The organism is Dyadobacter flavalbus, assembly GCF_006149045.1.
In the GTDB taxonomy this organism is placed as follows: domain Bacteria; phylum Bacteroidota; class Bacteroidia; order Cytophagales; family Spirosomataceae; genus Dyadobacter; species Dyadobacter flavalbus.
Window position 1 is genome coordinate 30,975 of sequence record NZ_VBSN01000049.1, and the last position, 21,575, is coordinate 52,549.

Consider the following 21,575-nt stretch of genomic DNA (forward strand, 5'->3'; position numbering starts at 1 on the left):
ATGCTCATTCGTGCTGATGCCATGGATGGCCTGCATCGGCATGGCACGGAATTATCTGCTTGTCATGCAACACCTGACTTATAATTGTTAAACTAAATTCTATGATGAACAAATACCTGCTTACCATCGGATTACTGATTCTTTCCAATGCTTTCATGACCGTTGCATGGTATGGACACCTGAAATTTTTCGGCAAGGAAAACGGACATAGCGCCACACCATTGTGGACTATTATTCTGGTCAGTTGGGGACTGGCTTTCTTTGAATACTGCTTTCAGGTTCCTGCAAACCGGATCGGCTCTTCAGAAACCGGAGGCCCGTTTTCACTGGTACAACTGAAAATAATTCAGGAAGTGATTACGCTGATCGTGTTCGTCATATTCTCTCTGACTTTCTTCAAAGGCACGTCTTTAAATATTAATCACCTGATCGGATTTGCGTTACTGGTCGGAGCCGTTTATTTTATTTTCAAAGCCTGACAAAACGAATTACAACTGCTCACAGAAGAAAATACCAAACTGTATTTCAACACAAATGCCGTCCGAAATCCGGACGGCATTTGTTGTTAATATAAAATTATTAAATCCTGCTATTTCAAATCAATTGCCGACGAACGGAATAGCCCAGAATACGCTGGCCTGAATGACACTGTTTTTAAAATCAGGGTTAAGGTTCTGACCGGAAAAATCCCCTACTTTGGAAATTCCGGCAATATAACGGACACCGACTCCAAGCCCTATTTTGGTTTGGTAACCAATACCCACTGCGCCGGAAAGGTCCAGGTTTTTAGCAAAATTGTTAATCGTCTGATCCGGAACATCCGAAGAAGTCCTGAAACCGACCTGCGGTCCGAACTCCGCATAAAAGCCACCGTTTGTTTTGAATTTAAACATTACCGGAATAGTCAGATAACTGATTTTGAAATCCGCTTTATTGCCATTGTTCTGGACTTTTGCGCCCTGCGTTGAAAATAAAACTTCGGGCTGAATGGAAAAAACATTGCCGAAACCGTAATTCAGCAAACCGCCAAGATGGTACCCGACCAATGCATCGGATTCAATATTCCCACCGGAATAATTGCTGATGTTCAAACCTGCTTTCGGACCCAGACTAAACTTCTGGGCAAAGGAAAATTGTGCAGCTGTTACTAAAAAAAGGGTAACCAGAATTTTTTTCATGATTTGGACGGTAAATGGATTAATGATAAGTTCATGATCGACATGAAACCAGAATGACTGATCTGATAACCTGCCGTATGTATACGTTCAAATACCATACCATTTAAATCATTCCTGCTGATCCTATTCCAATTCTAAACTTTTTCTAATCAAGCAAATTGTGAATTCTACCCATTTCAAATTTAATATTCAGTTTCAAAAGCTGCTTTATTCGGTTATAAGGGAATTGTGAAACCCAACTTTTCATTCATTATTTATCGCGGTTCAGCTCATAATACAAAACCACAATTCCACAATCAAACGAAGTGGATTTAATTAAATTCAGCTTTTGCCGGGAATCCAATTCATTGAAAATGCTCATTCCTTTTCCAATGGCAGCCGGATTGATAAACAGATGAAATTCATCAATCAATTCCTGCTTGATTAGAGACGAAACAAAAGCAGCTCCGCCGTAAGCAATGATATCATTTCCGTCCTGACTTTTCAGCCGGTTAATTTCTTCAGAAAGTTCATTTTCTGCCAGAACCGTATTGTTCCATTCCGATTTTTCCAGCGTTCTTGTAAAAACGACTTTATGTGTATCCGTAAATTTTTGGCCGGCTTCAAACTGCGGGTCTTCCGGATTTTCAGCCACACTGCCCCAGTAAGGAATAAAACCCTCAGCCAGTTTTCGACCCAGCACAATGCAATCCACAGGATCTGTAATTTCCTGTACATAATTTTTAAGTTCTTCATCCCAATCCATCACCAGCCAATCCATTTCACCGTTTGGGCCTGCAATGTAACCGTCAACGGTCATCTGTACCTGAAGTTTTAACTTTCTCATATTTCCATGATTTTTTTACAAATGTAAAATGCCGGTCCCGTACAAACGGGTTGTCAGCAGAACTTAAAAAGGGGGCGTTCAGGACAATCTGAAAAGCTTCCGGAACGCCGAATCCTGCATTAAATAAATCAGCAACGAAAAATACATGCTTCAAGCTTACAAGTACCAAATACATGAGATTTACTTCACAAAACTGCAACCTTGGAACGTTTCAAATAGATGACGGCATCTCAAAACAGCCATTCGGTACTGTTTCCGGCACTGTAAATTTTCAAAAGAATTCAATCAGACATTTTAAAAAACTATCATTATTTAGACTAGTTATTATTAAGTTTGTGATGTTACTTGAAGTTTCATGAAAATGTCGCAGGTAACGGGCATCTCCATAACTATGTTTTTATGAAAAAACTCTTAATCGCCGTTTCTACATTACTTTCCTTTGCTGTTCATGCACAGCAAAATGCATTATTGGATCAGTCCTTCTGGAAATCTTCTCCGGATGTAAATGCAGTCAAAGCGGAAATTCAGAAAGGCAGCAACCCTGCACAACTGAACCCGATGAGCTTTGATCCCGTTGTGATGGCGATCAATGCGCAGGCACCAAGAGAAACGATTGAATTTCTTCTCACGCAGCCCGGCAATACGGTTGATAAACTGACACACGACGGCCGTACTTATCTGCATTGGGCAGCCAATCGCGGTAATGCCGAAATCATGGAGTATCTGGTTTCAAAAGGAGCAAAAGCCGATGTAATCGACAGTCACGGCGCTACCCCGCTCAATTTTGCAGCCGGCGGCGGTCAGCTCAATACAAAAATTTATGATATCTGCCTAGCGCATGGCGCCGACCTGAAAAAGGACCTTAACCACGACGGGGCAAATGCGCTGCTGCTGGCGGTTGCCAATGATAAAGACCTTACGCTAACCAACTACTTCATTTCCAAAGGACTTGATCTGAAAAGTACAGACGCAGCCGGCAACAATGCATTCAGCTATGCGGCAAGAGGCGGAAATATAGAAGTGCTCAAAACACTTTTGCAAAAGGGCGTTCCGGCCAACGGAAATGCCATGCTGATGGCGGCGCAGGGAACGCGCCGCGGTGCCAACCCCATTGAAGTGTACCAATACCTTGAAAGCCTGAACATCAGGCCGGATTTTACGGGCAAAAACGGTGAAAATGCCTTGCATTCCATCGTTCGCAAACCCAAACAGGCTGAAATCATCTGGTATTTTCTGGGCAAAGGCGTGGATGTAAATCAGGCGGATGAAGATGGAAATACGGTGTTCATGAATGCAGCAGCTTCCAATGCCGACACCGCAGTGCTCGGAATGCTTGCTTCCAAAGTGAAAGATATCAATCTGAAAAATCAGAAGGGCGTTTCGGCGCTGGCCATGGCCGTTCGCAGCAATTCCCCGGAAGTCGTTGACTATCTGATCCGTAAAGGTGCCGATATGAAAACCACTGATAAAAATGGCGACAATCTGGCCTATTACCTTGTACAGTCTTACAGTCCGCAGAAAGCTGCTGATTTTGATGCCAAACTGAAAGTTCTTCAGGATAAAGGTTTCAAACTGACGGAGCCGCAAAGCAACGGAAATACGCTGTATCACCTGGCCGTTGCAAAAAATGACCTTTCGCTTGTAAAAAGACTGGAAGGCTACTCCATCGATATCAACAGCAAAAACAAGGAAGGCCTGACTGCGCTGCACAAAGCCGCCATGATTTCCAAAGATGATACCATGCTGAAATACCTGATTTCCATCGGTGCTAAAAAAGATATTGTGACCAACTTTGAAGAAACTGCTTTTGACCTTGCCGGTGAAAACGAATCACTGTCGAAAAACAATGTAACTGTTAATTTCCTGAAATAATTTTCATGTCCGATCTAATTAAAACGGTGCTGGTTTTCATGGTACTGACCTTTGCACGGCCTGCTTCTTCCATCGCCCAGACAGCCGGTACCAGCAAGTACAAATGCATGATCCAGATGACCAACTACATGGGCGAAGGTGCTTACATCGTTGTGTCGCTGATTAATCCCAAAAACGCTTACGACAAGACTTTGTACGTCATGGGCCAGGATAAGAAATGGTACAACAGCCTGAAAGAATGGCACAAGTTCCAATCCAAAAAGCCGGTCAACATCAGTGCCATTACGGGTGCTTCGGTAACCGGCGGCGACCGCAGCGTAAACGTGCTGGAAATTGAAAGCGCCAAAATCAATGCAGGCTACAAACTTCGTTTTGAAAGCGCGGTGGAAGACAAAAACTATTATGTAAAGGACCTGGAAATTCCGCTGACCACCGAAGCACTTTCCGGCAAGAGCGAGGGTACCGGATTCATCCGCTACGTCCGGTTCAGCCCCAACTAACGCTCCACGTTTCTTATGACTATTTCGATATGGAGATACAGCCATCTGGCATTGGCTGTATCTTCTTTTCTTTTGCTGACACTCGCATCCGTAACCGGCATTGTGCTGTCCTTTCAGCCGATTTCCGAAAAAATCCAGCCTTACCGGTCTGATCGTTTCAATGAAATAAACCTTGCACAATCGCTCCCTTTGCTTCGGAAACAATATCCGGGTATCAGCGAACTTACCGTGGATGCCAATCAGTTTGTACAGATTAAAGGAAGCGATGCAGACGGTAAAAACCTGCTGGCCCTTGTGGATCCGGAAACGGGCAGAATCCTTGGAACACCGCAGCCAAAATCCGGATTTTTTGAATGGGTAACGGCATTGCACCGCTCGCTTTTCCTGCATGAAACCGGCCGGTTTTTTATCGGTATCACGGCATTTCTGTTGTTGATGATTGCTGTTTCGGGAACCATCCTGATCATTCAGCGGCAACGCGGACTGAAGCGCTTCTTTACACGCATTGTACGCAACAATTTTGCGCAGTATTATCATGTGGTGCTCGGCCGGCTTTCACTCATTCCGATCATTATCATTGCACTCACGGGCACTTACCTCTCTCTCGCCCGTTTCGGGCTGATCAGCACACCGGAATTTTCAAACGAAATCGATTTTAATGAAATCAAGTCCGAACCCGTAAAAAGCCCGGATCAGTTTGATGTTTTCAGGCGTGTCAGCCTTTCCGAAGTCCAATCTGTAGAGTTTCCGTTTTCTGAAGATCCGGAAGATTATTATACTTTGAAACTCAGCGACCGGGAAATTACGGTTAATCAGATCACGGGTGAAATCCTGGGCGAAGTGAAATATCCGGCTGCGGTGCTGCTCACCAATCTGAGCCTCGACCTGCACACAGGCCGGACCAATGCAGCCTGGGCGGTTGTGCTGGCCGTTGCTTCGGCAAATATTCTTTTCTTCATTTATTCCGGCTTTACGATTACGTTGAAGCGGCGTGCAAACCGCGTAAAAAACAAATACACAGCGGATGAAAGTGAATTTATAATACTCGTCGGCTCTGAAAACGGCAGTACGTTCCGCTTCGCCAGTGCCATTCACGAGCAGCTGGTCAGCTCGGGAAAAGCTGCTTATGTAACCGAAATGGACAATTATACCGCTTTTCCGAAAGCAACGCATATGATTGTAATGACGGCGACCTACGGCCTGGGCAATGCGCCGACAAATGCTTCCAGGTTTGAAACACTGCTTGAAAGAAATCCGCAGCCGCAGCCAGTCCGTTTTTCCGTGGTAGGATTCGGATCGCACAGTTATCCGGATTTTTGCAAATACGCTTTTGAAGTGGACAATCTGTTTGCCAAACAGCAGTGGGCCGTTCCTATGCTGGAAATTCATACTGTAAATGATAAATCGCCCGACGAATTCAGTCACTGGGCAGCGAACTGGTCGCAGCATGCAGATGTTCCGCTGATTGTTTCAGCGGGATTGGTGACGCCCAGGCTGCATCGGCCGCATGCGTTGACGGTTATCAGTAAAACCACTGTTTCCAATGCAGAAGAAGCGTTTTTAATCCGGATGCGGCCTGAAAAGCAACTTGATTTTACCTCCGGCGACTTGCTCGCCATTTATCCTGCGGACGATCACCGCGAACGCCTTTATTCGGTCGGCAAAGTTGGAAATGATGTGCAGCTCAGCGTAAAACTGCACGTGAACGGACTGGGCTCGGAGTATCTTTACGGTTTGCAGCTTGGCGAAACGATTGATGCGCGTATCGACAGCAATGCACATTTCCATTTTCCCGAAAACGCAGGCACTGTTGTCATGATTTCGAACGGAACGGGCATTGCGCCGTTTCTGGGGATGATTGATCAGCAGCCTGTATATACGGATTGTCACCTTTACTGCGGCTTCCGGAATGAGGCTTCTTTTGCTTTATATAAAAATGCACTGGACCGGAATCTGGCTGACAAAAAGTTGAGCAGCCTGCATGTGGCCTTTTCACGCGAAGGCGAAAAGCAGTATGTAAGGGATTTACTGGCCAGAGACGAAGCCTTTCTTATGGATGTTTTATCAAGAGAAGGTGTCATAATGCTCTGCGGATCGCTTTCCATGCAGAATAATGTAGTCGCGTTGCTGGAAGAAATCTGTCAGAAACATCTTGAAAAAAGCGTCAGTTATTTCCAGTCCCGGAGTCAGGTCTTGATGGACTGTTATTAAATTGAAAGTTACTCTTTTGTTTCCGGCTGTTCAGAGTATCTGTATTCGGATATATCGAAGTTTGCGGAAGTAAATACCTTTTCGTCGTCGGTGATCATGACGCAGCTGTAATCCGGAAAACGGTTGATCAGCGCCAAACCGGCTTTTTTGCCCAAAACCATTAAAGATGTGCTGAACCCGTTCGCTTTTTCCGCACCGGGACCAAAAACAGTCACACTCATCAGTCCGGTGGCCGGATAGCCGGTGGCCGGATTGATGATATGCGAATAACGCCTGCCGTTAAGAATGACAAATTTTTCGTAACTGCCCGAAGTCACAACAGCGCCCTGCCGGAGCGGCACAACCGCAAAAAGTTCACCTGAATGCTGCGGATCGTTGATACCGATCATCCAGTCGCTGCCGTCCGGCTGCTTTCCCCACGCACTCATATCGCCGGAAGCATTCACAATACCCGCTTTAATGCCTTTTTTCAGCATCATATCCCGGCACCGATCGGTTGCATAACCTTCTCCCAACGCGCCGAAGCCGATTTTCATGCCTTTCCGTTTCAGGAAAATGGTGGAACGTGCTTTGTCCAGAATGACATTTTTATAACCCACTTTTTCAACAGATTTTTTTACGGCTTCCGGCGACGGCAAAGCAGTCATGGAACCGTCAAATTTCCAGATACGCTCCATTGCGGCAAAGCTGATGTCAAAGGCTCCGTTTGTCAGCTCCGAAAGTTCCAGCGCCCTTTCGGTCAGCTCAAAAACCTCTTTATCCACTTTTACAGGCCGGATGCCGGCATTTGCATTCACCTGTGAAACCTGTGATGAAGGCTTCCAGTCGGAAATGAGGTTTTCAATGCGTGTAATTTCGGCGATGACGGTATCAATGTTCATTTCAGCAGAAGCCGAATCAGGGGCCACAATCGTGATGTCAAACCGTCCGCCCATGAGCATGGTCGTTCTTTTCCGCAGCACCTGCGCCGTTGCAATGCATGTAAGGAAGACAAGAAAAAGCGTCAGAATGGTTTTCATGGATCAGACTGTATGCTGTAAAAACGAAAAAGCCGGAAAGGATTGTTTCCTTTCCGGCTGTAAAGAACAGAAAATATCAGAACCGGTAGGAAACCGTTGCCGCAAACATGCGCGGCGGAATCGGGTTGATGCTGTAACGGTCGTGAACAATATAGTTCATGGTATTGAAAATATTGGAAACTTTCACGAGCAGCGACACACCACGCAGGCTGTAACCGGCCGACAGGTCCACAGTTGAAAAACCGGTCAGCGGCAATTGTGCATTGTACGAAGTCAGGTTCGGTGTCGTATTGTTCAGGCCGCCTTCCAGTCCGACCACGTTGTTGTTGCCGCCCATTCTTTTTCCCGTATAGAATGCCGAAGCCCCGAGTTTAAGACCTTTTACGCTGCCTTTGTCAAAAGTATAGAACACCGATCCGTTGGCCGTATGCGCAGGATTATTGATCAGACGTTCGCCTTCCACCTGTGAACCAACGATGCCCGTAGTGTTGGTGTAACGCATATAGTTATATCCGTAGCCGGCCAGAAAGTAGAAATTTCTCGAAAGTGTACCGTTGAAATCCACTTCAAACCCATCGCTTGTAGTTTCGCCGTTCAGCTCTTTGATGTTGCTGTTTGTATTCGGATTGCCGTTCTGATCGACCAGTGCCATTTGCGCAAAGTTGCTGTTCTGGATGCGGTAAACGCTTACATTGGCTGTAACGCGTCCGTTCAGGAACTCGTTTTTCATACCGAGTTCGTACTGGTTAATGATCGAAGGTTTCAGATTGTCCCCGTAAATGTCCGTTCCGGAATTGATCGTGAAATTGTTGGTATAACTGGCATAAACCGAACTGGTTTGTACCGGCTGATAAATCAGGGCAACTTTGGGTGAAAATGCATGATCCGATTTGTCCGGCGCCGTTCCTCTTCTTTCCTGTTGTTTTTCCTGATTGAAAATGGTTGTCTGGAAAGCTTTCTGATGCGACCAGCGAACGCCGGCCAGTACTTTGAACTTGCTTGTTACGCTGATCAGGTCCTGTACATAAATGCCCAGACGGTTTTGCGGCGTAGTTGTTCTTGCTGTATCGGCAACCGAAGGTATGTCTGTGCGGAGGTAATAGCTGGCCGGCTCATAAATGTTGATCTTGTCGTAGGCCGTTCCCACAACGCCGTTTGCAGAAGTATACCGGAAGGAATTGTTCTCGCTCACAATCCGCGTAAAATCCGCTCCGAAAAGCAGCTGATGCTGGATGCCGGCCGTTTTGAAGTTGCCGTTCAGGTTGATTTGCCCGGTATAATCGTTTTCACCGGACCTTACCGCGCTCAGATTACGGTTCCAGTCGCCGTTTGCAGCAATGGTCGTCGGAACGCCTACACCAAAGCCGTTCACCCGCGTATGCTGGGCCGAACCGATGGCTGTCAGTTTCCAGCTGTCGTTGAAACGGTGATTAATTGTCACAAAGGCGGATTTCTGATTGGTGTTGTTGAATGCCCACGCGGGATAAATAAAACGGTTGCGCGGTGCATCCGGCACTTCGGTAACGGTAATGCGATTGTTGGGAATGCCTACGCCGGCGTCCGGTACAAGGTTGGATTTAAGATAATCGACCTGTAAAAGAACGTCCGTTTTGTCGCTGATTTTGTAAAGCAATGACGGGTTGATGTACGTGCGGTTGGTATTGACGACATCGCGGTAACTTTTGGCATCCTCGTGCGTACCGATTACTCTGAAAGCCAGCTTTTTGGAAATCGGGCCGTAAACGTCCACAGTCGGTTTGTACTGACCATAGCTACCAAACAGCATGGAAACCTGACCGCCCCAGTCGAAAACGGGTTTTTTGGTTACCATATTGATGATTACACCGCCGGAAACGTTGCCGTATAACAAAGCAGAGCTTCCTTTCAGCACTTCAATGGATTCCAGCGTGCTGGCATCCGGAAATCCCTGCGTATTGGAAATTACACCATTCTTGAAAATACTTCCGCCCGAGCCTGCGATTCCGATGCTGTAACCGCGTGCGGAGAACGTTTCTGCCACGCCGCCGCGGCTTTGTGTCAGCGAAACACCGCTTACGTTTTTTACCACATCGCCCAGACGGACGGCCTGCTGATCGGCAATGACCCTGCTCTGGATCACGCCTACACTTTGCGGCAGATCCAGCGGCCGGATGTCGGCTTTTCCAAGGGAAACGGGCTTGTTGCTGCTTGCGCCGCCTGTAACAATTACTTCATTGAGCTGCGATGAACTTTCCGTCAGTGTAAAATCCCGCTGAATGCGCTCGCGGGCCGACACATTTACCTGTTGTTCCTGCGTTTGCAGCCCAACAAATGACACCTTCAAGGTGTAGCTTCCCGGCTTGATATCCGTTAACAGAAAATTTCCATCTTCGTCTGTCGTAGTGCCTTTGTTGGAGTGCGTAATGCCGACGCTGACGTACGCTGCCGGCTTGCCGTCACTGGTTTTCACACGGCCTTTGATGGTACCATTCTGGGTTTGTGCAAAAGCTGCCTGCATAAAAAGGCAGCAGAGGATGAGAAGAGCAGTATAAAAACGATGCATATAATTTATTTAGATTAATTCTAATCGGGGCAAAGATAGCAAGGAATACAAAAAATAAAATTTCTATTAAGAATTAATTTAAATAGCAACAACACTTAGCCGGATGTCACAAAAGACCTTTTGCCGGAAGTTTCTATTACAATCCAGTTGTACTTATTCTGGAATTCAGCGTGTTGTATGATCATGCGGCTGTTTTGTGCGGGAACCGGCATGAGTCGGTAAAGAACCGCCGTTTTAAGGATCAGAAAAGTATGTTTAATATTACGACCGGAATCAGCAGCCGTTTTGTATAGCATTTATTTATCATTTCCGATCATGCATTCTGAAATACCGAAATTTGATATATGTTCGCTTTCGGAGTACGGCCGGGATGATATTCTGATCAGCCGGTTTTCTCCGTATCTGAAACAGCATCTGAACCTCGCGGCACCGCACCGGCACAGTTTCTATCATATGGTATTTTTTACCGAAGGAGCCGGCAGGCATACGATCGACTTCAACCGGTTTTTTGTGAAGCCTTTCCAGAGTTACTTTATGATTCCCGGGCAAGTGCATTCCTGGAATTTTGAAGGAAAAGTAGACGGTTTTGTTGTCAATTTTTCAGCCGAATTCTTTAAGTCATTTTTGCTGAGGTCTGATTACATCGATTCGTTTTCATTTTTTACCGGCCGCCCTCAAAGCAGTGTAATTGACTGTTCCGATAAAAAGGACATCATCATTTCTCTTTTTGAAAACCTGCTGACGCACGCACAATCCGGTTCTGTTCTGGACAAGGACATGATCCGGCTTTTACTGTTGCAGATTTTCATCCATACCGAACAAGGCAATTACGACAGACAGGAAGCCGGCACTTTGTTCCATAAAAATCCAGTCATCAGGAATTTTCAGGCGCTTATTGAGCGTCATTATCTTAAACTGAGATTGCCGGGCGAGTACGCGGAACTGCTCAACATCACACCCAATCATCTGAACGCGCTTTGTAATGAACATCTTGGCATGCAGGCCGGAAAACTGATCCGGGAAAGGGTGCTGCTGGAATCAAAAAGGCTTCTGGTGAACATGGATCTCAGCGTGTCGGAAATTGCATACAAGCTGAACTTCAGTGATAATTCCTATTTTACAAAATTCTTCAAAAAGGAAGTCGGCATGACGCCGGAAGTTTTCAGGCAAAGCCTTCGCAGTGAAAGTCCGTTATAGGCAGTTCCGGCTGAAATCAATGCGTGCATGAAAACCGGGATCAATGCGTGCATAAAAACCGGGATCGTTGATTAATACCATAAAAGGCATTATTGGTATCGTGATCCATCCTGCGGTTTATTGCAATTTTGTACATCATTAACAGTCCTTAAACGGGTGAGAAATCACTTTTTGATATGTCGGCTCCCAATCGGTTATATACAGTTCTTTTCAACAAATGTCCGCGCTGCGGCGCAGGAGATTTCTTTATTACCAAAAGTGCATACAATTTGAAAAATTTTGACAAGATGAACAGGCAATGTACGCATTGCGGGGAAAATCTTGTTCCGGAACCCGGTTTTTATCAGGGTGCGTTATACATGAGCTATGCTTTTTATGTGATCTTTATGCTCATTTATTTTTTGGTGTTCGTTCATTTCTTTGAAGCCTATCTGGATTACTTTCTGATCAGTATTATTCCGGTTCTGATTATTCTGACGCCTTACTTTTACAGACTGGCAAGACGTTCATGGCTGGCTTTGTTTATTGCACCTGAGGCGCGCACGGAACGGTGAGGATTGTGAGATGCTCCGTGTGAGAAGTAAAATGTGCGATGTTACAGGTTAACTTGCTGGTATATACGTAATATCAAGAAATTAATAAAAAAAGCTGCCATGTCACCTTTTATTGACATGGCAGCTTTTTTTATGATTGGGATCAAGGCTGGCCGCTTCCGCCCGCAGCGCCGTATATCTGGCCTGTGGAAAAGCTGGCGTCATTGGCTGCAAGCTGGACAAAAATAGAACCCAGCTCTGCCGGCTGCCCTGCCCTGCCGATCGGCGTATCGCCACCGAAATTTTTAAGTTTTTCCATGGTCTGTCCGCCACTGACCTGCAATGGCGTCCAGATCGGGCCGGGTGAAACACCGTTTACCCGGATGCCTTTTGGCCCCAGCTGCTTGGCAAGTGACTTGACATAACTTACCGTTGCAGCCTTTGTTTGTGCGTAATCATACAGATTTTCAGAAGGATCATAAGCCTGTACCGACGTTGTTCCGATAATGGATGAACCCGGCTGCAGATGCGGCAACGCTGCCTTGATAATCCAGAAAGGAGCATAGATATTGGTCTTCATGGTCCAGTCAAACTGCTCGGTGGAAATATCCAGAATAGACGGATGCGATTGTTGTCTTGCCGCGTTGCTTACCAGAATATCCAGTCCGCCCAAACCTTTTACCGCATCTGCAACCAGTTTCTGACAAAATGCTTCGTCACGCAAGTCACCGGGAATGGCAATGGCTTTGCGGCCTTCCGCCTTGATCAGCGCAATGACTTCACGTGCATCCGGCTCTTCATCCGGCAGATAATTGATGGCTACATCTGCGCCTTCGCGGGCGTAAGCAATGGCGGCTGCACGGCCGATACCCGAGTCGCCTCCGGTGATCAATGCTTTGCGGCCTGTCAAACGGCCTGAACCTTTATAACTTTTTTCACCATGATCAGGAACCGGATCCATTTTGCTGCCCAATCCGGGCCATGGCTGCGTTTGTTCCTTGTATGGAGGCTTGGGATATTTGCTGACCGGATCTACCAGTTTTACAGGATCAGAAACCGTGTTGTTTGTCGCTGCCTGTACGGATATAACCGGTGCAACGGCTGCCACGGCGAAACCTGCTCCGATCTGATCCAGTACTTTACGTCTGCTGATGATATTTTCTTCACTCATGATAACTACATTTAATAATTTGCCATGTCTGACTGAAACCTGAAAGCGATAATCGATCTGACTGACTCATTTTTCAGGATTCAACCGTTGATGGATTTGTTTTACTGAGACAACACATTCAGATATTATGCCATCGGCTGTTTGGACGGAAACAGGGTTTTAATTGTAGAATCTTTTTCTTGATCCTGCTTATAATTCCCGCATCTGATGAATTCATTGCCAAGCCAACTTTATGCTTAGTGCCTGAATATTAGTATATTATAATTTAATTCTTGAATAATTACAATCCTCTTGTTCTGTAAATCATTGCACAGGTTACAAGAATACAGGTACAGCGGTTTTAGATTTCCGGAAGCGGAAAAGAAATGGTTAACGGGTAAATTCAGACGGCTTCTGCAGCCGCAGCTAATGCGGTTTGACCGAATCAGTACTTGGGCAGCATGATTTTCATCGCGTTATTATGGTTCGTATTAAAAACCAGATGAATGATGATGCAGTTACCGGAAAATTCAATGTAGTCAACTTTCCAGTCTCTTCTCAGAACGGCTAGGGTTGCATGATATTCTTCGCTGTCTTTTTTATACCAGTAATTGGGGGCATTGTGTATCTCAGCCTTTTCCAGGTTTACAATGTCACCGGCCTGCGGTACCAGTTCGTGATCGAACACGATATAAGATCCGGCAAAGTCATTCAAAATCTCATCATCAAATAGCACTGTCTGATCATCGTCGTAAATCAGGTCGAGGTACATTCTTATCGAGTCCATAATTTTAGATAGTATTATTTTTGTGTAAGACTATCAAATTATTATACCAAAATCAATGCATAAAGACCTGCGTTTTTATTACAAAATTGAAAAAAGGTGAATGCATTCGCCCAATGATCGTTTTGGCAGCATTTACGTTAAATAAATAGTTTTAAAATGTAAATAAATATTTGATCTGTAGCCATTTAACCTTTACTGAAGTACTTTGTCCCAGTCTTTCCAGACCGGCTCATAACCTTTTGCCCGGATCATTTCCGCGATTTCCAGCGAGCTGCGTTCGTCTGAAATTTCAAACTGCTCCAGCGAACCGGGTTCAACGGCATATCCGCCCGGATTTGTTCTGGAACCGGCGCTAATGGAAGTAATTCCCAATGGCACGCAATGATTTCTGAACTGTTCGGTTTCCCTTGTCGACAAGGAAATTTCGAGTTCTTCATTAAACAGGCGGTAGGCACAGATCAACTGGACCAGTTCTCTGTTGTTCATTTCCATTTTCGGCTGCAATCCGCCTGAAAATGGCCGAAGACGCGGAAATGACAGACTGTAACGCGTCTGCCAGTATGTTCGTTCGAGATAATGAAGATGCAATGCGGTGAAGAAACTGTCCGTACGCCAGTCTTCCAGACCGATCAGAACACCCAGTCCCATTTTATTGATCCCGGCGCGCCCAAGCCTGTCCGGCGTTTCGAGCCGGTAATCAAAGCTGGATTTCTTTCCCTTCGGATGATGCTTTCTGTAATCCGCCTTATGATAGGTTTCCTGATAAACCAGAACGGACGTGAGCCCCAGCGGGATCAGCTCGGTATATTCATCGGTGTCCAGCGGCTGCACTTCCATCGAAACCTGAGCGAAAAAAGGCCGGATGAGTTTCAGTACTTTTTTGAAATATTCCACGTGCACGGTCTGATTGGCCTCGCCCGTAACCAGCAGTACGTGCTCGTAACCCATTTTTTTGATTACCGCCACTTCCTGCAGGATTTCGTTTTCCGTCAGGGTCCGCCTTTTCACCTTATTGTCCAGACTGAACCCGCAATAGGTACAGATATTCGTGCATTCGTTGGAAAGATAAAGCGGAATGAACAACTGCACCGTTTTGCCAAAACGCTTCTGCGTAAGTCTGTGACTGAGCTGAGCCATGGGTTCCAGGTACGGAGCCGCAGCAGGAGAAACAAGCGCCTTGAAATCTTCCAGTGTTCGTTTGGGCGAATTCAGCGCTTGCTCTACGTCGTTTTTTGTCTTGGAATAAATGCTTTCCTTCGCCTCGTCCCAATGGTATGTTTCAAACAAATCTTTAAAATTCTTCATCCAGAAAGGCGGTTAAGGGACTGCTGGCAACAGCGTAATTTTCCTGTTTTGCAAGTCTGGCCATAAAAGCCATCCTGCCTGCTTCCACGGCCATTTTAAAAGCGCTGGCCATTTGCACCGGATTTTCGGAAACAGCAATGGCCGTATTCACCAGCACGGCATCCGCGCCGATTTCCATGGCCCGGGCAGCATCCGAAGGCGAACCGATGCCGGCATCGACAATGACCGGAATAGTACTTTGTTCGATGATGATTTCCAGAAAGTCAATGGTTTTCAGTCCTTTGTTGCTGCCGATCGGAGAACCCAGCGGCATGACCGCAGCAGCTCCTGCATTTTCAAGGCGCTTGCACAAAACAGGGTCCGCGTGGATGTAAGGCAAAATGATAAAACCTGCTTTGGCCAGTTCTTCGGTAGCCAGCAAGGTTTCAACCGCATCGGGCATGAGGTATTTGGGGTCCGGATGGATTTCCAGTTTCAGCCAGTTTGTTTCCAGCGCTTCCCTTGCAAGCTGTGCCGCAAAAACAGCTTCTTTCGCCGTTCGTACGCCGGAAGTATTGGGCAGTAAATTTATTCTCGGATGCTTAAGGTACGACAGTAAATCGTCCTTCCGGTTGTTTACATCCACTCGCCGCAACGCAACCGTAACCAGTTCGGATTCAGAAGCAAACAACGCTTCCTGCATCAACGGCAATGAACTGAACTTTCCGGTTCCGGTAAAAAGACGCGACGAAAATTCCTTGTCTGCTATTTTCAACATAGTAAATTATTTATGGTACTGATCAGATCTTTCTTGTTTTCGGCAAGCTGAATGGCGCCCGACATGGCCACCCCGTAAATGCCCGTTTCCAGAATTTCCGGAATGTCTTCCGCAGTAATGCCGCCGATGGCAATTACAGGAACCGCGTAGCCGAGCTGCCGGAGCATTTCCATCTGGCTTTTATATCCTTCCAGGCCCAGAACCGGACTGAGATTCTGTTTGGTCGGGGTAAAACGGAACGGGCCCAAACCTACGTAATCGGCTCCTTCTTTTATCCGGTTTAAAATGTCGTCCAGCGTATTGGCCGTGCCGCCAATGATCGTGTTGCTTCCTGTGATTTTTCTTGCAGCTGGAATCGGCATATCACTCAGGCCCAGGTGCAGGCCGTAAGCATTTACCGCTTTGGCAACGGACGCATAGTCATTGATGATCAGTTTGGCCTGATAGCGTTTACAAAGGTTTTGAGCTTCATAAGCAATTTGTAAAACAACTTCCGCAGGCTGGTTTTTAATGCGCAGCTGTATCCATCGGCAGCCGGCTTCCAGCGCATTTTGTATGCTGTCGATGTGCGTTATGCCGCTGCTTTCACTGGATATAAATTGCAGTTTGTCTATCATTTTTCAGGTTGGCAATTAATTTCACTAAGCTGTTCCATTTCCTTTTGCAGGCTTATAAAATGCGCTGCTGCATGCGCAGGGTTTTGCCATAAAGCACCTAAAACCGCTACGCCGTCCAGATTCATTTTTTTTGCTTTTTCAAGGTTTGTTATATCCACTCCGCCCAGCCCGATCACCGGAATTTTCTTCAACGCTTTATCAAAATAAAAGGGATCCGGCAATGAAGTGTGGTACCCTTTCTTTGAAATACTGTCAAATACCGGCCCGAAAAATGTGTAGCTGAAATGCGGAGAAAGCTTACCGATGTCAATCACATGGTGAACCGAAGTACTCAGAACAAACTTTTTTTCAATAAACAATTCAAGCTGATCCGGCGAGGTCTGCATCCGGTTTTGTTCTGTAAGATGCAGTCTTTTGATCCCGAATTTTTCTGCCAGTTGGTGATGCTGGTGAATGGCCGTTTTGCCAAGAAAACCGGGATCGATCTGTTCCAGCAATGCGCTTAATTCCGCTTCGTTACTTTCCGGTTTGCGGACATGCAAACAGGCCATGCCGTTCCGGAAAAGATGATTGATAATCTTGGCTTCATCCGGAATAAATTCCGGGCCGGTAATAATGATCAGCTTCATTTTACATGATGTTCCGTTTTGATAATTTTCCTCGCGTCCGGTAATTCCTTTTCGGTTTACCCGCCTTGTGTAGCCTTGATCAGAATGATTTTATCGTCCGGACGGAGCATGTGAACGGGCCATTGTTTTCTGGGAATAATGGCCTGGTTGATGGCAATGGCCATGCCGGAAGCGGAACCTGTAAACAGCATGTTCAAAAGTTCTTCAACTGAAAAATGCTCGGGGATTTCCGTACGCTGCTGATTAATGCTGATTTCCATTCTGAATGAATTTTGATGAAAAAAAACTTCAGGAATGGACCTTGTGAAAGATTGATAAAGATACCGTGAAAGTATCTTTTACTTTTCCCTACCGGCAGTACTGGCTGCATCAGGTTCAAAGGGTATTATCTCAGTCCGCATCCGGGACACCCCTAAAGTGGATGTAAAGCTATTCCTAAAACCGGATTTTAAAAAATATTAATTCAGGATATCCAACCCGCAACAAAAAACCGGACTGCATGGAACCGCTTCATTATACTGGCTTTTAAGGAGTTCATGAATGGAAAAAGAATGCCCAAAATTATCATATTGTTAAGCCCTTAGCTGCGTATACTTCATTGTATAAATTTGTGTTTTAAAGTAAAAGATCAGAAATGAAACTGGAAAAAATATATAGCCTGGCAGCAGGACGTGAAGCCAAAGTCATTGTAAGTGAGGAACATTCGCCGGCTTTTACAAAAAGCGGAATCAAAATTGAAGTACTGATCAAAGATCCCCGGGAAAATGATTTCCACCTTCCCATTACAGAAACACATCCCCAGTTCTGGAAGCTGAAAAGGCTGGATCCCGATCAGTGCAGCATGCTGCAGTACCAGTACAGCGGCATAACGGAAAAACAGGTCAGAAAAGCCATTAAGGAATACAGACAACTGAGCAGTCAGGCGCTGGTATCCTGAATATGTTCCGGAAATCAGGAAGTGAACATCATTCAAAGTTTATCGCTAAACCCCTGACCGTTTATGAAAAGAAATACAAAACGGGTGTCACTGCTGATCCTGGCCGGCATCGTAGTTCACTGGCTTCTGGAATGGATTAAAATCCAGTCCGGAGGCCGGCTGTTTTTTCCCTGATGATCCTGAATCTGATCCATAAGCATTTCTCTGGCGCGATTTTTACCGGGAAATGCTTACTCGTTATAATCTGATCCATAACCGGCCAGGGATGTACATTTCGCAAGGCAATGTTGCTTCCCTGATTTTTTAATTAAACTGACATCCGATGACCAGATAATTAAAAAGCAAAATGGCAAGCTGAAAGAATTGCATTAATCCTGAAATAAAATCCCGTCAAACCCGCACCTATCCTTTTCATGAATCCGTATTGCTGAACAAACCAATTATCCCTGATGAAAAAGTATACTTATTTCAACCGTGACCTGAGCTGGCTTTCTTTTAACGAGCGCGTTTTGATGGAAGCCTCAAACGAAAGGGTACCGCTGATGGAAAGGATCAAGTTTCTGTCCATTTTTTCATCCAATCTGGATGAATTTTACCGGGTACGCATGCCGGTGATGCTGAGGAACAAGCAGCAGGATTCACAAAACAGTATATATGATCAGGCAACGGAAATTATCAGCAGCCAGCAAGACCGGTTTGGAAAAACATTGAATGAATTTATTATTCCCGAACTGCGCCAGGCCGGCATTCATTTCTGTTATCAGGAAAAAATCCCTGAAAACCTTTTTGCGCAGACAACCGAGTACTTTTATTGTCAGGTTGCCGGACTTTTACAGCCTGTTTTGCTGAAAGAACACAGTTCCTTTTTTCTGGAAAACGATATGCTTTATATTCTTGTCATTTACAAAAACGAGGATGAGCAGGAACATCTGGCCGTAGTCAATATCCCGACTGACAATCTGGACCGCTTTGTAAAATTCAGGCTTGACGGTGAAGATTACGTTATTTTTCTGGATGAAATCATCAAACAGAATTTAAAGAGCCTCTTTCCAAAAGCCGCGCATATTGAATCGTACAACATAAAGGTAAACCGGGATGCCGAACTGGATCTGCTGGACGATGAAGGTCCGGATATGACGGAAATCCTGGAAAGGCAGCTCCGCAAACGAAAATACGGACTGCCTACCCGCTTCTTGTATGAGCCCGGTTTGCCGCCGCACCATCTGGAAACCATTATTGATATATTTGAACTGAGACATGCGTCCGTACTGCAGGGCGGGAAATACCATAACTCCAAAGACCTTGCTTCATTGCCCGTTAAAAATCAGCTGCATGCTTATCCCGAATGGCCAATGATCCGCAAACTGGGCGGAATCGATCAGTATACAACCTTATTTGACACCATGGCGAGGCAGGATCTGATGGTGCATGCGCCTTACCAGACCTACGATACCATATTAAGGTTTTTCAACGAAGCCGCCATTGATCCGGAAGTGGAGGAAGTGTATACAACCATGTACCGCGTTGCGCATGATTCCAAAATCGCGCTTGCACTGATCAGCGCGGCCAAAAACGGCAAAAAGGTCGTAGTCCTTGTGGAGCTGAAAGCCAGGTTTGACGAAGCCAATAACATCCGCTGGTCGAAAAAAATGAAAGCGGCGGGCGTAAGGATCGTGCACAGCGTCAACTCCATAAAAGTACATGCAAAACTTGCACTGGTAAAAAGAAGGCACGCCGAGTTTCCGCTGCTCGGTCTGCTCGCTACGGGCAACCTGAACGAAGGCACAGCCCGGTTTTATACGGATCATATCTTACTGACGGCACACCAGCCGATGCTGAAAGAGGTGAAAAAGCTGTTTCGGTTTTTAAGTAAAAAGAAGAGGCCGGAGATAACCGACAAGCTTTCATTTCACCATCTGCTCGTTGCACAGTTCAACCTTCAGATCAAATTTCTGCAGTTGCTGGACCGCGAAATCGTCAATGCCAAAAACGGCCTGAAAAGCGGGGTAACCATCAAACTGAACAATCTGGAAGAAGAAGTATTGATCAACAGACTTTATGAAGCGTCCAATGCGGGCGTAAAAATCAACCTGATTGTCCGAAGCATATGCCGGCTGGTGCCGGGCGTTGCCGGCCAGAGCGAAAACATTACGGTGAAGCGGATTGTGGACCGTTTTCTGGAACACGGGCGTATTTTCATTTTTACCAACGGCGGCGATCATGAAGTGTACATGGGTTCGGCGGACTGGATGAACCGCAATATCTACAAACGCATCGAAGTCAGTTTTCCGGTTTATGATGAAAAACTCAAAAAAGAGATCATGCAGATCGTTTCCATGCAGTGGGAAGATACGCTGCAGGCCGTCCGCATTGATAAAGACCTGAAAAATGTTCCGCTGAAAGTTTCCCAGGACGGCATCCGGTCGCAGGAAGCCATTTACAAGCTTTTGTCGGAAATGAATAGCTGAAAGTTAACTATCTGATAACGTGTGCATCATATCTGGGTAATATGAAATAAGAATATTTGTGGCATGACACATGCAACAAGTTTTCAAACGATCATCATTTCCGATTTACACCTGGGCGCCAGTGCTGCAAAGGCGGATGAAGTAACCAGTTTCCTTAAAAGGTACTCCTGCAAAAAACTCATCCTGAACGGTGACATTATTGATGCATGGCAGCTGAAAAAATACGGTACCTGGAAAAGAAAGCATACGCTCTTTTTCAAAAGGGTGCTGAAAATGATCGAAAACGATAAAACCAAGGTCATTTACATACGCGGAAACCATGACGATTTTCTGGATCAGGTTGTACCGCTGCGCCTTGGAAAGCATTTCCAGATCAGAAAGGACTACATTCTTCATTCCGGCGACAAGCGCTTTTACATCACGCACGGCGATGTTTTTGATTCCGTTACAACGCACCTGAAATGGCTGGCTTATCTGGGCGACATCGGCTATACTTTTTTGCTGATGCTGAATAAATTTTACAATAGATACCGGGAATACCGCGGCCTGCCCTACTTTTCGTTGTCGCAGCGCATCAAGCATTCAGTAAAGATGGCGGTGAATTACATGACCGATTTCGAAGAAAAACTCACCGAGCTGGCCAGGGCAAAAAATTGTGACGGCGTAATCTACGGCCATATCCATCATCCTGCAATCCGTGAAATAAACGGGATCAGATACATGAACTCGGGCGACTGGGTGGAGACCATGAGCGCGCTGGTCGAGGATTTCGACGGAAACTGGAGCCTGCTTCATTACGGTCAGCAACAACTTGAGCCAAAAGGCAAAAACACCGGACCTGACACAAAAACCGGCCACGAGCATTTTCCGGAAGCCGGACGAATGGTTGCATTCACAGGCATATTCAGGTAAATATCCGTAAGCTTCATTACTTAAATCCTTTCATACTGCCCGGAAAAACGCTTCATATACGTTGCGAGCTTTCCTTAACGATTTCATAACATTTGGTTAGCACAATGGTAACACCTCACGGAGACCTTTGTGGCT

At 45.8% G+C, this 21,575-nt stretch carries 20 protein-coding genes and 1 riboswitch; of the genes, 9 read left to right on the top strand and 11 right to left on the bottom strand.

Annotated elements, in window-relative coordinates; genetic code table 11:
• The first annotated feature begins 101 nt into the window (after positions 1 to 101).
• A complete protein-coding gene (locus FEM33_RS16125; RefSeq protein WP_229214270.1) occupies positions 102 to 479 on the top strand; it encodes a DMT family protein in 378 nt (125 codons plus the stop codon).
• A 120-nt stretch (positions 480 to 599) separates the two neighbouring features.
• Here the strand turns inward: FEM33_RS16125 and FEM33_RS16130 are convergent, their stop codons facing one another.
• On the bottom strand, positions 600 to 1,178 hold the full coding sequence (locus FEM33_RS16130) for a porin family protein (protein WP_139013036.1): 579 nt from the start codon (positions 1,176 to 1,178) through the stop codon (positions 600 to 602).
• A gap of 250 nt (positions 1,179 to 1,428) precedes the next feature.
• Entirely contained in the window at positions 1,429 to 2,004 is a 576-nt protein-coding gene (locus FEM33_RS16135) for a dihydrofolate reductase family protein (RefSeq protein ID WP_139013037.1), read from the bottom strand.
• Positions 2,005 to 2,403: 399 nt separating this feature from the next.
• Here FEM33_RS16135 and FEM33_RS16140 point away from each other — a divergent pair, with 399 nt between their 5' ends.
• Genes FEM33_RS16140 through FEM33_RS16150 form a run of 3 tightly spaced genes read left to right on the top strand, consistent with a single transcriptional unit; the run spans position 2,404 to position 6,587 of the window.
• Positions 2,404 to 3,876 (top strand): ankyrin repeat domain-containing protein, encoded by a 1,473-nt coding sequence (locus tag FEM33_RS16140; RefSeq protein WP_139013038.1) that lies wholly within the window; start codon positions 2,404 to 2,406, stop codon positions 3,874 to 3,876.
• A gap of 5 nt (positions 3,877 to 3,881) precedes the next feature.
• Positions 3,882 to 4,376 (top strand): DUF2271 domain-containing protein, encoded by a 495-nt coding sequence (locus FEM33_RS16145; RefSeq protein ID WP_139013039.1) that lies wholly within the window; start codon positions 3,882 to 3,884, stop codon positions 4,374 to 4,376.
• A 15-nt stretch (positions 4,377 to 4,391) separates the two neighbouring features.
• A complete protein-coding gene (locus tag FEM33_RS16150) occupies positions 4,392 to 6,587 on the top strand; it encodes a PepSY domain-containing protein (protein WP_139013040.1) in 2,196 nt (731 codons plus the stop codon).
• Between the two features lie 8 nt (positions 6,588 to 6,595).
• Here FEM33_RS16150 and FEM33_RS16155 read toward each other — a convergent pair whose 3' ends face one another.
• The gene (locus FEM33_RS16155) at positions 6,596 to 7,606 is read right to left on the bottom strand and encodes an FAD:protein FMN transferase (protein ID WP_139013041.1); all 1,011 of its coding nucleotides are present in this window, start codon (positions 7,604 to 7,606) and stop codon (positions 6,596 to 6,598) included.
• Positions 7,607 to 7,682: 76 nt separating this feature from the next.
• A complete protein-coding gene (locus FEM33_RS16160; protein WP_229214271.1) occupies positions 7,683 to 10,103 on the bottom strand; it encodes a TonB-dependent receptor in 2,421 nt (806 codons plus the stop codon).
• Between the two features lie 360 nt (positions 10,104 to 10,463).
• Here FEM33_RS16160 and FEM33_RS16165 point away from each other — a divergent pair, with 360 nt between their 5' ends.
• Entirely contained in the window at positions 10,464 to 11,345 is an 882-nt protein-coding gene (locus FEM33_RS16165) for a helix-turn-helix domain-containing protein (RefSeq protein ID WP_139013043.1), read from the top strand.
• A 176-nt stretch (positions 11,346 to 11,521) separates the two neighbouring features.
• Entirely contained in the window at positions 11,522 to 11,899 is a 378-nt protein-coding gene (locus tag FEM33_RS16170) for a DUF983 domain-containing protein (RefSeq protein ID WP_139013044.1), read from the top strand.
• A gap of 142 nt (positions 11,900 to 12,041) precedes the next feature.
• On the opposite strand, the gene FEM33_RS16175 is transcribed toward FEM33_RS16170, so the two are convergent.
• The 7 genes from FEM33_RS16175 to thiS all read right to left on the bottom strand — a co-directional run bounded on the left by FEM33_RS16175 (position 12,042) and on the right by thiS (position 17,383).
• Positions 12,042 to 13,049, bottom strand: coding sequence for an SDR family oxidoreductase (locus tag FEM33_RS16175; RefSeq protein ID WP_139013045.1), 1,008 nt, complete (start codon positions 13,047 to 13,049; stop codon positions 12,042 to 12,044).
• A gap of 424 nt (positions 13,050 to 13,473) precedes the next feature.
• Entirely contained in the window at positions 13,474 to 13,815 is a 342-nt protein-coding gene (locus tag FEM33_RS16180) for a hypothetical protein (RefSeq protein ID WP_139013046.1), read from the bottom strand.
• 192 nt (positions 13,816 to 14,007) lie between these two features.
• The gene (gene thiH / locus FEM33_RS16185; RefSeq protein ID WP_139013047.1) at positions 14,008 to 15,120 is read right to left on the bottom strand and encodes a 2-iminoacetate synthase ThiH; all 1,113 of its coding nucleotides are present in this window, start codon (positions 15,118 to 15,120) and stop codon (positions 14,008 to 14,010) included.
• Positions 15,107 to 15,877, bottom strand: a complete 771-nt coding sequence (locus FEM33_RS16190) for a thiazole synthase (protein WP_139013048.1) — start codon at positions 15,875 to 15,877, stop codon at positions 15,107 to 15,109. The genes thiH and FEM33_RS16190 overlap by 14 nt, the downstream gene beginning before the upstream one ends.
• Positions 15,871 to 16,494: a thiamine phosphate synthase gene (locus FEM33_RS16195; protein WP_139013049.1), complete on the bottom strand. Its 624-nt coding sequence runs from the start codon at positions 16,492 to 16,494 to the stop codon at positions 15,871 to 15,873. Before FEM33_RS16195 ends, FEM33_RS16190 begins: the two co-directional genes overlap by 7 nt.
• The gene (locus FEM33_RS16200) at positions 16,491 to 17,123 is read right to left on the bottom strand and encodes a thiamine phosphate synthase (RefSeq protein WP_139013050.1); all 633 of its coding nucleotides are present in this window, start codon (positions 17,121 to 17,123) and stop codon (positions 16,491 to 16,493) included. Before FEM33_RS16200 ends, FEM33_RS16195 begins: the two co-directional genes overlap by 4 nt.
• Positions 17,124 to 17,179: 56 nt before the next feature.
• Complete coding sequence (thiS, locus tag FEM33_RS16205) at positions 17,180 to 17,383, bottom strand: sulfur carrier protein ThiS (RefSeq protein ID WP_139013051.1); 204 nt, start codon at positions 17,381 to 17,383, stop codon at positions 17,180 to 17,182.
• Positions 17,384 to 17,451: 68 nt separating this feature from the next.
• Positions 17,452 to 17,547: riboswitch (TPP riboswitch) on the bottom strand.
• Between the two features lie 210 nt (positions 17,548 to 17,757).
• Between thiS and FEM33_RS16210 the strand changes: the two genes are divergently transcribed.
• The 3 genes from FEM33_RS16210 (at position 17,758) to FEM33_RS16220 (ending at position 21,440) form a co-directional block, all read left to right on the top strand.
• A complete protein-coding gene (locus tag FEM33_RS16210; RefSeq protein WP_139013052.1) occupies positions 17,758 to 18,060 on the top strand; it encodes a hypothetical protein in 303 nt (100 codons plus the stop codon).
• Between the two features lie 449 nt (positions 18,061 to 18,509).
• Entirely contained in the window at positions 18,510 to 20,528 is a 2,019-nt protein-coding gene (ppk1, locus tag FEM33_RS16215) for a polyphosphate kinase 1 (protein WP_139013053.1), read from the top strand.
• A 63-nt stretch (positions 20,529 to 20,591) separates the two neighbouring features.
• Positions 20,592 to 21,440 (top strand): UDP-2,3-diacylglucosamine diphosphatase, encoded by an 849-nt coding sequence (locus FEM33_RS16220; RefSeq protein WP_139013054.1) that lies wholly within the window; start codon positions 20,592 to 20,594, stop codon positions 21,438 to 21,440.
• Positions 21,441 to 21,575: the final 135 nt, after the last annotated feature.